The organism is Alteromonas sp. H02 (genome assembly GCF_059682525.1).
In genome coordinates this window covers 5100519-5114974 of the sequence record NZ_CM185021.1, presented here as the reverse complement: position 1 = coordinate 5114974, position 14456 = coordinate 5100519, and the positions used below count along the sequence as shown (strand labels likewise).

Genomic DNA, 14456 nt, shown 5'->3' with positions numbered 1-14456 from the left:
CGATGTTGATGACAGTAATACCTAGCGGAAGAATTTTGGCCGTGGAGCCCGGTGAAACGTTATTACAAACCTTACTAAAAAATGATGAACCTATTTCATATAGCTGTCAGGATGGTCGCTGTGGGCTTTGTCGATGCTCTATTTCTTTGCTGGAGAGAGGGTCCGGTGAGCTGCCGGTGAGCTTGAATGATGAGAGTGCGCAGTCAGTACTTGCTTGCCAAACTCGCACCAAAACGGATTGTTTGGTTTCTATACCCAGTGTGGAGGATCTGTGTATTGTCGAGGCGCAGATTATTGGAGCAGAAGTCTTTGCGGTCCGCTCTTTATCATCCACGGTTGACGAATTCGTACTTCGTACTAAAACGCCTGCGCAATTTCGCGCTGGACAACATTTTGACGTGACGTGGCACCCTACCATCATTCGTCCCCTGTCTGCGGCTAGCATGCCGGGAGAAAACGAACTGCGTTTTCACGTTCAGCGGCATCCATTTGGTCGATTCTCGCAGTTCGCTGCAAACAACAAGTTGGTCGGTAATACCGTTACCGTGAAAGGCCCTCTCGGTAGCGTTTATTTACGTGAACACTGTACCAGGCCTATCCTTTGTATATCGCATAATACCGGTTTGGGAGCGATGGTGACGCTCCTCAGGTCAATCGCTGATGCGGGATTGCTAAACACGGTGTATATCTATGCTGGTTTTTCTTTGCGAGAGGATATGTATGGCATTGAGGAATTGAAAGATGTCATTTCCGGTTTACGGGGGGTAACGAAATTACGCGTTGTTGTTGCCAGTGGCCTTAAGGAACGGAAACGCGGTTATCTGACCGGACTTCTTACCGATGCAATTCATCTTGAGTTAGCCAGGTTAAAAGAATGCCGAGTTTATTCGTTTGGTTCGCCGCATGCAATCGAAACCGTTTCATGGAGCTTGAAACAGGCCGGTGTTTTACCGGATAGACTACATTCCCAGTCTTTTCTCTACTCTCATTACTAAAACCCAGAATTTTTATAACTCATATCATAACCGCGCCGCGTTATGCTTTTTTCTGGCTGAAATCCGGCAACTTGAGGCGGCGCGGGTATAGGCATCAATACCATTTTTGGGCAACTAGAATAGATATTGAATGACGTTAAGATAGAAACGCAATAATGCTCGTCGCTTTATTCAGATCGGTGATGGTTAACTTATGTTTACCTATGTTGTTCACGCTTGATTATTCGCGCATTATTACGCGATGTTGCACTATTCCAGATTAATGGAGGCGCTATAAATGGCCGAAAAAATTCAATTATGCAAAGTATCAGATGTCGATGTTGGTGATATGTTAAGAGTGGATATTGATGGTGTCCCTCCTATTGCCGTTTATAATATTGATGGTGAGATCTATGCAACCAGTCAGGGCAACCGCATACTTTTACCCAAAAATAAGCTCTGCTCTGAATTCATCGGCCCAGCCAGCCATTTTGAGTTTGCTTCTCATGCTGGCTTTCTTGGGGTGTAAACGAGCCATATTCAAACAAAACCGCCTAATCACTCCGACATTTTCCGCTCCGTCCTCTTTGCGTATTCGGCTATCATCTTCTTTGAACGTCACGTCTAACACCCAGTGGACTTTATTTTCGACTTCCCAGTGTGCTCGGATAGCCTGGTTGACCGCAACGGGGTCAATATCCAGTGAATTGATGTAATATTGCGTTTCAGTGCTCACCTCTTTGTCTTTAAGGTGGCGCTCTCGTTCTATTTTGATAACACTGCGTATACCTTTCCAGTGCTGTGCTTCACTTATCCACTCACTGACTCTTAGTTGCTGGCACCGGCGTACTTCAATTCGTCCATGGCCAGAATCAGTCTGTTCATTACAGGCAATCCAATCGGGATTATCCCTCTCTACCTTATGGAAATAGGCGGCAATTTCATCGCGTAGTTGTTTGTGGTTATTTTTGATGCAGAGCACATAATCTGCGTTCTCCGAGCTGATTTTCTCGACTATCTTTTTCTGAGAGTTCATGGCATCTGCACTGATAAGAGCGCCTTTAATATTAAGCGTGTCGAGTAGGTCCAATACCGAAGCATTCTCATTTTTCTTGCCCGATGACTTCAGTTGCGCAAGCACTAAACCTGCATCTTTGCTCCAGGCGGTAATGCTATGTAATGCCGTTTGCTTATCGCCATCGTAGGAATGACGAAGTGTCTTACCGTCGATGGCAATTTGAGGCTTACCCGTTTCAACACGCACTTCATTCACCCAATTCATAAAGGCTTTATTTAATTGTTCAGGGCATATTACTCGGACAATTCGGGCAATGGTATCGTCAACAGGAATGCCGTTTTCAAAGGGACGGTATTGGCGCAACCAATCAAGTTTATCTCGACCAAACACTTCTATATCGCTCCAACCCTCTGCTCCAGAAAGGACTGCACTCACAGTCAGAAATATCACATCAATAAAGTCATGTTGAACATTAATTTGCGTGCGGGGATCGGTAACTTCTGAAAAATGGCTTAGAAAACTCATAATTAACTCGTGTCATCAAAAAAACTATTTGATCACACTAATGATGATAAATATAACGAATTAAATCGATCAGATATCAGAGTAATTTAACAAAAGTACGATCTTGCCCTGTGCAACCAGTAATATTTGCACGCACGCCACCGCTTTTTTGACGAATGGATACTTGGAAGACGACCTGGTAGAGTGCCCGGTTCATGGGGGGACCTTTAATGTACGTACTGGAGAGGCGGTTGATTTTCCCTGTGAAATTGATCTTAAAACATACGCAGTGTCGGTTGAAGATGGCAATGTAATGGCCGTTGTGGAGTAACTGATATGTCAAAGCACATACTAACGATTGGTGCGGACACCAAAATCGAGGTGGAAGAGCGTGATACGGTGCTTCGTGCCGCGCTGCGGGCAGGGCTGGGATTTCCCTATGAATGTAATTCTGGTGGCTGTGGCGGTTGCCATTTTCAGTTGCTTGAGGGTGAAATTAATGAGCGGTGGGCGCAGGCTCCCGGCATATCGGAGAAAGCACGTGCATCTGGAAGGCATTTGGCATGTCAGTCAGAAATGAGTAGTGATTGTACTATCAAGGTTAGACTAAAACCGGCGTTTCAACCCCGTTATGCTCCAGCGCGTGTCAAGGTGAGTTTTGCTGGCAAACATGACATTGGCAGCGACATGGCTGAGTACCTTTTTCAGTCTGATGGGCCGGCAGAATTTATACCCGGTCAGTACGCCATGCTGAAGGCACCTGGTATCGGTGCCGAGCGTGCGTATTCCATGGCAAACCTGCCTAACCAGGAAGGCATTTGGTCTTTCGTGATTAAGCAAGTCCCGAATGGTTTGGTATCGAATTATTTGGCTAACGAGTTACAAGAGGGGGACGTTATCGAGTTGGATGGCCCCTTTGGTGTGGCGCATTATCGTAACGATTCACCGCGAGATATAGTCTGCATTGCCGGCGGTTCGGGACTGTCACCTATTCTCTCTATCTTGCGCTCGGCTGTGAGTGATCCGCTCGCCAGTCAACGAAAAATTTATTTTTTCTTTGGTGCTCGCACTATCGAGGGCCTTTGTCAGAATTACCTGCGTTCAACGGGGCTGCCACTGGATGATCGAATACAGTTCGTGCCGGTGCTGTCGGAAGCACCTTTGGATGCGCAGTGGCCGGGGTCTATCAGTTACGTTCATGAAGCGGTAAGTCGTTGGTTGGGAGAGGTTGAAAGTGCCCAGTCATTTGAATATTACCTCTGCGGGCCACCATTGATGACCGATGCGGTGGAAAACCTGTTATTGTTGAATCATTCGCTGCCCGCTGAACAACTCCATTTTGATCGGTTTGTATAGTCAACGATGGAATAGTCTCCTCCCTCAAACGGCATCGCAATGTGCCAAACTTGGAACTGAACATTAAAGTTATCAAGTTGAGGAGACCAAAATGAATATTGCACAGTAAAACACGTATGTGCGAGGTAATAAAACATATTTATGATGCTTTAGCCATAACCGAACCAGTCGTATGAACAAAGATGGGATGTGCGTTGTCGAAAACGCAAACCCAACAGGATATTCAGGCCTTACATATAATCTGTAAGAGGTGTGAGTGGAATAGAAAGGCCAATAGTAATGAGCTTCGAGGGTTGCTCAAAGAGTTTGGGGTAGTACACACTTGTCTGCGAGAGTTATCCGGTGGGCATTGTAGATTAGGCTGGCGCTCAATTAGCGCGGCACCAAGCGGTGTTGATTTGCAGCTAAATCTAATCCACGGTTTGCACTGAATTGTGATCCACCATGTTCGTTAGATTAATGCCACTTTTTGGCTTTGATTGCTAGTTATTCTTCCCCTTGGTTTGTTGTGCTGATTGTTTAAAACGGTCGCTGTCATTACTGGTTTCGATGATATGGCAGTGGTGCATATTCTGGCCGATCGTGAACACCAATTCTGGCCGATGGTGAACACCCATTCTGGTCTGATGGTGAACAGTTTTGCCTTGACGCCAGAATCACTGTTCACGAACCAGAATAGATTTCCCGCATTGATATTTTTGACTGCTAACCTGTTGCCTTTTGCTTTAGGAAACAGGGATGCCAACCAAGAGATTATCAATGCGACAACTTCGAGAAATTCTTCGCCTGAAATTGCAGGCAGATCTCAGTATCCGGCAAATCCACCGTAGTTTACGAGTGAGTGTTGGTGCCGTTTCCAAGGTGCTTAGCAAAGCGAATGAGATGAACCTGAGCTGGCCTGACGTTAACCAGCTTGATGATGTATAACTGGCAAGTCGCTTCTATCCAGAAGCGGATACACGTCAGTCCGGGCAGTATGAGATGCCGGACTGGCGGGATGTGCATCAGGAACTTACGCATAAAGGCGTAACCAAACACCTGTTATGGGAGGAGTACACGGAGCAATACCCCAACCGCAGTTACAGTTATCCGCAATATTGCAATCATTATCAGGTCTGGCAAACGTTACAGCGCCGCTCAATGCGGCAGACTCACAAGGCCGGTGAAAAGCTGTTTGTGGATTATGCGGGACAAACAGTACCGATAATCAGTGCCAGTACCGGTGAAGTTCGCCAGGCGCAGGTCTTTGTTGCGGTGATGGGGGCATCCAACCACACCTTCGCGGAAGGCACCTGGACACAGAGTCTGCCGGACTGGCTGGGTAGCCACACCAGAGCGTTTAGCTTCTTCGGTGGTGTGCCGCAGTTGGTGATACCGGATAATTTAAAAAGTGGGGTGAGTAAAGCTTGCCGCTACGACCCGGATGTCACGCCAGCCTATCAGCAGTTAGCGGCTCACTATGGCTGTGCGATTGTCCCCACCAGACCCTATAAACCGAAGGATAAAGCCAAAGCCGAAGTCGGTGTGCAAGTGATTGAGCGCTGGATATTAGCCCGGTTACGTCATTACACCTTCTTCTCACTGGCGGAGCTGAATACGTGTATTGCCGCTCTCCTTAAAGACGTGAATAACCGTCCCTGCAAGCAACTCAATGGCAGCAGACAATCGTGGTTCGATAGTATCGATAAGCCGGCACTCGCACCGTTACCTAAGCTGGCTTATCAATATACCGACATCAAAACGGTCAAGGTCAATATCGACTACCATATCCAGATGATGCGAACCTGTATTCCGTGCCGCATCATCTGGTTGGCGAGCGAATAGATGTGCATGCCAGCAGCGCCTTAATCACACTGTACTTCCGCAACAAGGTCGTCGCCAGTCATGCCAGGCAATATCGTCATGGAATGAGTACCGTTCCGGCGCATATGCCTACACGCCATCAGAAGCATCAAAGCTGGGCGCCAGGCATACCGCGTGTGTCTGGGCCTGCTCAATCTCTCACGCCAATACCCGTCACAACGGCTTAACAAAGCCTGCACTATCGCCAATCATCAGCATCTGTACCGGCTTAAACAGGTGAAAGCCATCCTGACCTCGAATCAGGACAAGCTGTATCAGCACAAGTCGCAAAACCACCTACCTCAAGTCCACGAGAATATCCGCGGCCCACAAAGCTTCCACTAACTCAGGAATAGACAATGACTAACACCACCTTAATGCTGCTCAGACAATTAAAACTCACCGGCATGGCTGATGCCCCGACCATGCAACAGTCACAGCCGAATAACTACGACAACTTAAGCTTCGAAGAGCGACTGCAATTACTGGTCGATGCAGAACATCTCGAACGCGGCCAGCGAAAACAACAGCGGCTGCTAAAGGCCGCAAAACTCAAATTACACGCTACCGCCAGGGACATTGATTATACGCATCCACGCAGTTTAAAGCAGGCGCACATGGCCAGCCTTCTGCAATGTGAGTGGGTGCATAAACACCAGAACCTACTACTCACCGGGCCTTGTGGTTGCGGGAAAACGTATCTGGCCTGCGCCGTGGCTCATACTGCCTGCATGAAAGGCTACGGCGTAAAGTACTACCGGTTATCCAGACTGATGCTCGAGCTAAGTCTGGCAAAAGCCGATGGTACTTACAGCAAAATGCTGCAACAACTGGCGAAAATAGACATCCTCATCCTTGATGACTGGGGCTTGGAGCCGCTAAAGGCAGCCCAACGCAACGACCTGATGGAAATCATGGATGACAGAAATAACCACAGCTCAACCATTATCATCAGTCAGTTACCCAACGATCAATGGTATCAATCCAGCGGTGATAACACGCTGGCTGATGCCATACTCGACCGCCTGATACACAACGCGCACCGGATAAATCTAAAAGGGGAATCAATGCGAAAAACACGCTCAGAGTTGACTGATGGTGAACACTTAGTGTAAGGATGGGCTTCGCCCAATGCGGGAGATCTTAGGTGTTCGCGATGCGCCAGAATTAGTGTTCACGTTCAGCAGAATACGCAAAGGCGCAATTTACGCGATTTTGACATCCTAACGTTTAAACTTCGGCTATATTTTCCTCTCTTTTTCTGGTTAGATCAGTTAATATCCACAATCAAGTTTTTAGATTCATGATTGTATGTAAATTTACACATTTAAGAGTAGGCAAATCCTGAAACATGCACAGATATACTGACGCAGGCCCCGTTACGACTTTGTAGTATCTATTATTATGTGTTTTTTACGCCAATGGATTTGATTTCAGAGCGTCTTTAATAAACTTGGTTAGCACAACCGCATGCCCACTCACCATGCTCGTGTAATATTGCTAACCATATCCATTTTTTAGTTTTTAACCAAAGCCGAGGCTGAAGGCACAAATATGAAAAAAAAATTTCTATCGCTTATGTTTAGTGTGGCAATAACCATACCGGTATTCGCTGATAGCTTATTAGACGTTTATCAACAAGCCATGGCCAACGATCCAGTTGTAAATCGTGCAAAAGCACAGCGCGATGTCGCTTATTAGGCGATTCCCATTAGCCGCGCGGCGCTGTTGCCACAAATTTCAGGTTCCCTGGGATATTCCACATCTACCAGTGAATCTACCCAGAACATTCAACGTGAAGATGAAAACGGCAACCCGACCTTCGAAATTGTCGATGTAGAAGTTGACCGTGACTCTACCAGCTGGGGCATTGACCTCAATATGTCGTTATACGACCACTCTCGCTGGTTAGGTCTGGACCAGACTGAATTATCTGCCGAGCAAAGCGACGCTACCTACGCCGCCGCGGTACAACAACTAATTGTACGCACGGTCACTGCTTATCTCGACGTACTGCGCGCCCAGGACAACCTGGACTTTGTGCAGGCAGAGAAACGTGCCATCGAACGCCAGTTAGAACAAACCAAACAGCGTTTTGAAGTGGGCTTAACCGCCATCACGGATGTCCACGAAGCTCAGGCCAATTACGACAATACTGTTGCTCAGGAAATTGTGGCCGAAAATCGCATCGAGCTGGCCCGTGAAGCGCTGCGCGTGATTACCGGTAAGTATCACGACCGTCTGGACGTGCTCGATACCAAACGCTTTGCCGCCTCATCACCATCGCCACAGGCCGTTACAGAATGGCTGGACATCGCCGAAGAGTCTAACCTGACCCTGCTGGCTCAGCGTCTGGCCATGGACGTAGCGAAGATGGAAATCGACATTGCTACAGCTGGTCACTACCCAACGCTGGGTTTGTCAGCATCTTATGGTAGCTCGAAAACCGAAGTTTCATCACCGTTCTTCACCAACGAAACGCCGTTTCAGGATAGTCAGAGCATCGGTGTAAATGTTTCTGTGCCTATTTATCAGGGCGGTCAGGTATCGGCGCAAACGGATCGCGCCCGCGCATTATTTATCAGTGCCGGTGAAGATTTAGAACTCGCCCACCGTCAGGCCATCCAGTCGGTTCGCAGTTCATACAATGATGTAAAAGCCTCTATCTCTACCATCCGCGCACTGGAACAGGCAGTGTTATCTGCAGAGAGCGCGTTGAAAGCGACAGAAGCGGGTTTTGATGTGGGTACGCGTACCATTGTTGACGTACTTAACAGCACCCGTAACCTGTTCGACGCACGCGCTAATCTGTCGGGCGCGCGTTATGACTTTATTCAGTCAATGGTAACGCTTAAAGAAGCTGCTGGGAACTTGACCGTCAATGACCTTGAGTTAGTAAGCCAGGGCTTGAAAGAAGCGCCAAGGGATAACGAGTAATTAACTTTTCAACATATATTGTTCGCTCTGACAGCGATTTTTGTATTGTAAGTACATAACAATATTTAAATTTAATTTACCTCTAATGTAAATGTAGGTTACTTTATTTCTAATAATATATTTTAAAAGGCAGCATATGAAAGTTTTCTCTCCAGTAGTGGTGTTGGCTCTAATAGCCCTGTTTTCAGGGCATTTAAAAGCACAGAGCTTGCCCAGTGTCACAGTGATGACCGCCAAAACCGAAGATTTTACTGCTAAGGTACGCCTGCCAGGCCGAATAAAAGCCACAACAACAGCGGAAGTTCGTCCTCAGGTTACCGGAATAATTAGCGAACGCTTGTTTGTTGAGGGGGCATCGGTTGAAATGAACCAGCCGCTATATCAGGTGGAAGACGATACCTACGCCGCTATCGTGTCCAGTGCGCAAGCGGCAGTTTCTCAGGCCGAGGCGAGACTTGATTTAGCCATCTCTGAAACGGCCCGAGCCAAGAAGATGCTTTCGACCAATACGGGGTCGAAACAGAACTACGATAATACCGAAGCTGAAAGGAAATCTGCGGAGGCCGCACTTGAAATGGCGCGGGCGCAATTGAAAAGTGCAGAAATTGACTTTAACCGTTGCACGATTCGCGCCCCAGTTTCTGGCATTATTGGTTTGTCGCAAAGTACACCTGGGTCCTTGGTTAGTGCACAACAAGCCAATGCACTTGCAACGATCCGGTCAATCGACTCTGTTTACGTGGATGTGACACAATCGGTTAATGATCTGCTGGCCTGGTATCAACAACCGAAACAGTATAAGGAACGTATGGCCGGAAATGTGACTTTGATACTGCCCACCGGAGAAGTTTATGCTCAAGCAGGGGAACTGCGTGCCGCTGAACCCAGAGTTGAACCAACAACAGGCATGATTACACTGCGCATTGCGTTCCCAAACCCAGACTATCGTTTGATACCGGGTCTGTATGTTGAAGTCGAGCTTCCTCGACAGCAAGCCGAAAACGCCATCCTGTTGCCGAAAAATGTGGTGATGCGGAACAGCTCTGGCACAGCCAGCGTCTGGATTGTTGATGATGGTGTTGTGGTTGAACGCACTGTTACAATGCTGACCGGAGCAGGAAACAAGTGGGTTATCACCAGCGGTATAAACGCCGGCGATCTTGTTGTCACTTCGGGCTTTCAGAAAGTTGCTCCTGGAGTAAAGGTCGAAATCGCTACTCCCAGCAAAGGATAGAACTACACTATGTCACGTTTTTTTATCAACAGACCTATATTTGCCTGGGTTCTGGCAATTATCGTTATGGGCTTAGGGATCTTGTCCATTCTACGCCTCCCCATATCACAATATCCCAGTATATCCGGCCCTTCGGTGGTAATTGGTGCGACCTATCCTGGGGCATCAGCTGAAACGGTCGCCGATACCGTAGTACAGGTGATCGAGAAAGAGATGACCGGTCTGGATGGACTGCGCTACATTGAATCCTCCACTACATCGACGGGTAGCGCCAGTATCACGCTAACCTTCACTATCGGAACTGATCCGGATATTGCGCAAGTACAGGTACAGAACAAATTAGCGCAGGCCGAGGCTGGGCTTCCCGAAGCTGTGGCTCGTCAAGGGGTCACAGTGGAAAAGTCGGCTACCGGATTTTTAATGGTGCTCGCACTGATCTCTGATGACGGAGCCAGGAGTGCGATTGATCTTGCCGACTACCTAAATTCCTACGTTGTTGAGCCGGTGTCCAGGCTGAAGGGGGTTGGCAAAGTTCAGGTCTTCGGTTCGGAATACGCGATGAGGATCTGGCTGGACCCTCAAAAGCTCAAATATTACAATTTGTCACCACAGACGGTAACAGCGGCTATTCGGTCGCAGAATGCGCAGATTTCAGCCGGTAGTTTTGGGGCCATGCCAGCGCCCAAAGGTCAGTTACTTAATGCCACGATCACGGCGCAAACGCTACTACGAACCCCTGAGGATTTTGAACGTATCGTACTGCGTACCGATACCGACGGCGGGATGGTCCTACTGCGCGATGTCGCCCGCGCCGAACTTGGCACTGAAAACTATGAGATCACCAGCTTTTTTAATGGCCAACCCTCGACCGGTATGGCGGTACAGCTGGCTTCGGGCGCCAATGCGCTGGAAACCGCCGATCTGGTTAAGGCCAAGGTAGCAGAGCTCGCGAGTCAGTTTCCGGCGGGCGTTAGCTATACTATCCCTTACGACACCACGCCTTTCGTTTTGCTTTCTATCGAGGCGGTGGTGGCTACGCTGTTTGAGGCTATCGCACTGGTATTTCTGGTAATGTTGCTGTTTCTGCACAACTTGCGAGCAACACTGATCCCTACGCTGGCGGTACCGGTTATTCTGTTGGGGACATTTGGTATCCTTGCTGCGCTTGGTTTTAGTATAAACACGCTAACCATGTTGGCGATGGTTCTGGCTATCGGCCTCGTGGTTGATGATGCCATTGTAGTCGTCGAAAATGTTGAGCGAATCATGCATGACGAAGGGCTTAGTCCGCTTGAGGCAACCCGCAAATCTATGGACGAGATTTCCGGTGCGCTGGTTGGCATCGGGATTGTTGTATCGGCGGTGTTTGTCCCCATGGCCGTTTTCGGCGGCTCCACTGGCCAGATGTACAAGCAGTTTGCTATTACCATCGCCTCTGCCATGGGACTTTCGGTAATGGTCGCATTGATCTTCACACCAGCACTATGCGCTACCTTGCTCAAACCGCATTCCAACACTCCACCTAAGAGCAAATTTGGGCGGTTAGCATCCGGTTTCGGCAACTGGTTTGAGCGCAATTTCAGCGGTCTGACACGTGCGTACACCCGGGGAGTTCGCCGTGCTACTGATGGTCCGTTTCGTATGCTGATCGTTTTTGGGCTGATCCTGGTAGGTATGGCGACGCTCTATGCGCGTACACCGACATCCTTCCTGCCTGATGAGGATCAGGGTGTGTTGATGACTCTGGTACAGTTACCTTCCGGGGCGACGGCGGAACAAACCGAGAGCGTGCTGGGACAGGTCCGTGAATACTTCGTCTCGGCGGAAGCCGAAAATGTCGTCTCTGTGTTCGCTGTTCGTGGGTTTTCCTTTACCGGACAGGGACAAAACATGGGGCTCCTCTTTGTCAAGCTCAGGGATTGGTCAGAGCGAAGCAATCCAGAGGATTCTGCTATGGCGATCGCCGGGCGTGCCTTTGGCCCGCTGATGGGCGGGATCCGTGAGGCATTAGTTATTCCTATTGTTCCGCCAGCGGTGCAGGAACTGGGTAACTCAAACGGCTTTACCGCATATCTTCAGGCAACGAGTGGACAGACTCATGAGGAGTTGTTACAAACGCGTAATCAACTGCTTGGCATGGCTGGGCAGGACTCCCGACTTACCTCGGTTCGTCCCGGTGGCGTTGAGGATGCCGCGCAGTTTCGGCTTAACATCGACTGGAGTAAGGCCGGGGCTGTTGGCGTATCGGCGGCAACCGTGGGAGAATTTTTACAGGCTGTCTGGTCCAGTGCCTATGTTAATGACTTTCTTTATGATGGGCGTGTAAAACGTGTCTATGTGCAGGGCGAGCCATCGGCTCGAACCGCGCCTGAAGATCTTGCTCAATGGCGAGTGCAAAATACCAGCGGCGATTTTGTGGATTTCTCTGCCTTTTCTCAACAGGAATGGGTGTTCGGTCCTCAGCAAGTCACGCGTTACAATGCTATGCCGTCAATGAAGATAGAAGGCTCTCCCGCTGATGGCTATTCGTCGGGTGAAGCCATTCTTGCAATGGAGGAACTTAGCGCAAAATTGCCACCGGGTTTCTCGCTGCAATGGACGGGTATGTCGCTTGAAGAGAAAGAAGCCGGCTCCGGTGCCATGGTGCTTTATGTACTGGCGTTAGCCACGGTATTCCTGTGTCTTGCAGCACTCTATGAAAGCTGGACTATTCCTGTTGCGGTACTTTTGGCGATGCCGGTTGGCATTCTCGGTGCATTGCTTGGAGCCTGGATTGGTGGCCAGACGAATGGGGTGTATTTTCAGGTTGGTCTGCTCACCGTGGTTGGCTTAACCGGAAAGAATGGGATCATGATTGTTGAGTTTGCCCGAGAACGCATGGACACGCTCGGGGAGAGTGCCTTGGAGGCGGCACGCAAATCGGCCGAGTTGCGCCTGCGACCGATTTTGATGACCTCTTTGGCTTTTGGACTCGGCGTAGTCCCGCTGATCCTATCAAGCGGAGCGGGGTCGGGTGCGCGCCTAGCGATCGGATATGCAACGTTCTTCGGCACGGTTACAGGCACTGTCTTGGCGATCTTTTTCGTGCCCGTATTTTTCGTTTTGGTGACTCGATTCTTTTTTGGTAACCCAACAATGAAGGAAATATCTAAAGTATCGAATAGTTTTTAAATTGCAAAAGACTGAACGACCGGCCCTAGTCGAAGACAGTCTATGGGCCGGGTTATTCTGGTATTGCCTTCTATCGTATAAAAGAGTTCAGAGGGCCGAAAGGTGCAAATGTAAACAGCAAAGATCAGCACACTCTAAGCACTCTGTTAGAGTTTGACATCAAGGCCGTAACCGCTGGCTTCTACTCCGTGTCCAAAGATATCGCCCTTATAATACTCCTGTTGAGCTGGCGTTTTCGCTGCGCCCCAACCAAGTTCCCAAAGCCATCCTGACGGATTTGCATGATAGAATGTAAGGGCCTTGTCGTTAGAGTGTTTACCCATTTGCATCGCAACATCAATGCCAGCATTTCTCACAATATCGTGGGCCTGGCCTAAATCATCAAGCTCAGTGTATTCTATCATGAGGTGATTTATCCGCTTTTCCATGGGACCAGTGCCAAAGGCAATGGAATGTTGGCGTTCATTGCAATGCATAAAGGTGAGTTCAACTTCGCCTACATTAGGGATCTCAAGTTGATACTCAACGGAGCCAGAGAGTCCTAACAAGGTGTAAAACCGGTAGGCTGCCTCGCCGTCTGTCTGCTTGAGTATGCAATGTCCGATGCCCTCTGAGCCAGTGAGAAAGCGACCAAATAATGGGCGACCAGGATGAAATGGACGAGAAGTTTCTACATGAGGCCCCCAGAATATCTCGGTAGGATTGCCACCGGGATCGACCAGTTTCATCAGGCCAAGTACATGACGCTCCGCTGCTTCTTGCTTGGATGCAATTTTAAAAGACACGCCAGCCTTCTCCAGTTTACTGGCCATCGCATCAAATTCTTCTCGTCCAGCGACTCTCCAGCCAACATAAGCCAAATCATCCTGGTCTGAAATATGGCAAGTAATACGGTGGTGCCAAGGATCCATTCTTAAATAAAAACGATCCGGTTCGCCATGATCAACAATTTCCATACCGACAATATTCGCAGCATAATCTTTCCATGCGTGTGGGTCGCTCACTGTGAGACCGAGATATCCAAGCTCGGTGACTTTTACTTCAGCCATCTTTATTCCTCTTGTTGTGGATGAATAACAACTACATGTAAAATAAATGTGTATTTTTGGTGATAAGTTTTACTTAAAAGTAAATGTTAACTTGGATCTATACTCAATCCCATAAGCCCCGCCGTTATCGATAATTATCATCTGTGATAAAGCATATCGTCACGCTGTTCATTTTTATCTCCTGATCTTACATAAGTAGCTGACAGAATAAGATATAAGTTGCAAACAAAGGATGTTTTGCGAGTAGGCGCTACACGCGTTCTGCCTGGCGTTAGTTGCTATCTATTCAGCGTTGGTGCAACGCCACATTCATTGCGCCTTGATCAATTATGTGCTTGGACTGTATGAAATTTGTACCAGAAAGGCAGCCA

General features: G+C 48.5%; 8 protein-coding genes and 2 pseudogenes. 8 read left to right on the top strand and 2 right to left on the bottom strand.

Going from position 1 to position 14456, the window contains the following annotated elements; translation table 11 throughout:
* The first annotated feature begins 2 nt into the window (after positions 1–2).
* A complete protein-coding gene (locus tag AC566Q_RS23630) occupies positions 3–995 on the top strand; it encodes a 2Fe-2S iron-sulfur cluster-binding protein (protein WP_499611907.1) in 993 nt (330 codons plus the stop codon).
* A gap of 421 nt (positions 996–1416) precedes the next feature.
* Here the strand turns inward: AC566Q_RS23630 and AC566Q_RS23625 are convergent, their stop codons facing one another.
* Positions 1417–2517, bottom strand: coding sequence for an ISAs1 family transposase (locus AC566Q_RS23625; RefSeq protein WP_499611905.1), 1101 nt, complete (start codon positions 2515–2517; stop codon positions 1417–1419).
* Between the two features lie 103 nt (positions 2518–2620).
* On the opposite strand from AC566Q_RS23625, the gene AC566Q_RS23620 reads away from it, so the two are divergent.
* The 7 genes and pseudogenes from AC566Q_RS23620 (at position 2621) to AC566Q_RS23590 (ending at position 13036) form a co-directional block, all read left to right on the top strand.
* Positions 2621–2827, top strand: a complete 207-nt coding sequence (locus AC566Q_RS23620) for a Rieske 2Fe-2S domain-containing protein (RefSeq protein ID WP_499611901.1) — start codon at positions 2621–2623, stop codon at positions 2825–2827.
* Positions 2828–2832: 5 nt separating this feature from the next.
* Positions 2833–3852 (top strand): FAD-binding oxidoreductase, encoded by a 1020-nt coding sequence (locus AC566Q_RS23615; RefSeq protein ID WP_499611899.1) that lies wholly within the window; start codon positions 2833–2835, stop codon positions 3850–3852.
* A 738-nt stretch (positions 3853–4590) separates the two neighbouring features.
* Positions 4591–6039: pseudogene (gene istA, locus AC566Q_RS23610) on the top strand (IS21 family transposase).
* A gap of 14 nt (positions 6040–6053) precedes the next feature.
* Entirely contained in the window at positions 6054–6809 is a 756-nt protein-coding gene (gene istB, locus AC566Q_RS23605; RefSeq protein WP_499611897.1) for an IS21-like element helper ATPase IstB, read from the top strand.
* 439 nt (positions 6810–7248) lie between these two features.
* Positions 7249–8631, top strand: a pseudogene (gene tolC, locus AC566Q_RS23600) (outer membrane channel protein TolC).
* Between the two features lie 136 nt (positions 8632–8767).
* A complete protein-coding gene (locus tag AC566Q_RS23595; RefSeq protein ID WP_499611895.1) occupies positions 8768–9865 on the top strand; it encodes an efflux RND transporter periplasmic adaptor subunit in 1098 nt (365 codons plus the stop codon).
* Positions 9866–9874: 9 nt separating this feature from the next.
* Complete coding sequence (locus AC566Q_RS23590) at positions 9875–13036, top strand: efflux RND transporter permease subunit (RefSeq protein ID WP_499611893.1); 3162 nt, start codon at positions 9875–9877, stop codon at positions 13034–13036.
* A 146-nt stretch (positions 13037–13182) separates the two neighbouring features.
* Here AC566Q_RS23590 and bphC read toward each other — a convergent pair whose 3' ends face one another.
* The gene (gene bphC, locus AC566Q_RS23585) at positions 13183–14085 is read right to left on the bottom strand and encodes a biphenyl-2,3-diol 1,2-dioxygenase (protein ID WP_499611891.1); all 903 of its coding nucleotides are present in this window, start codon (positions 14083–14085) and stop codon (positions 13183–13185) included.
* Positions 14086–14456 lie beyond the last annotated feature (371 nt).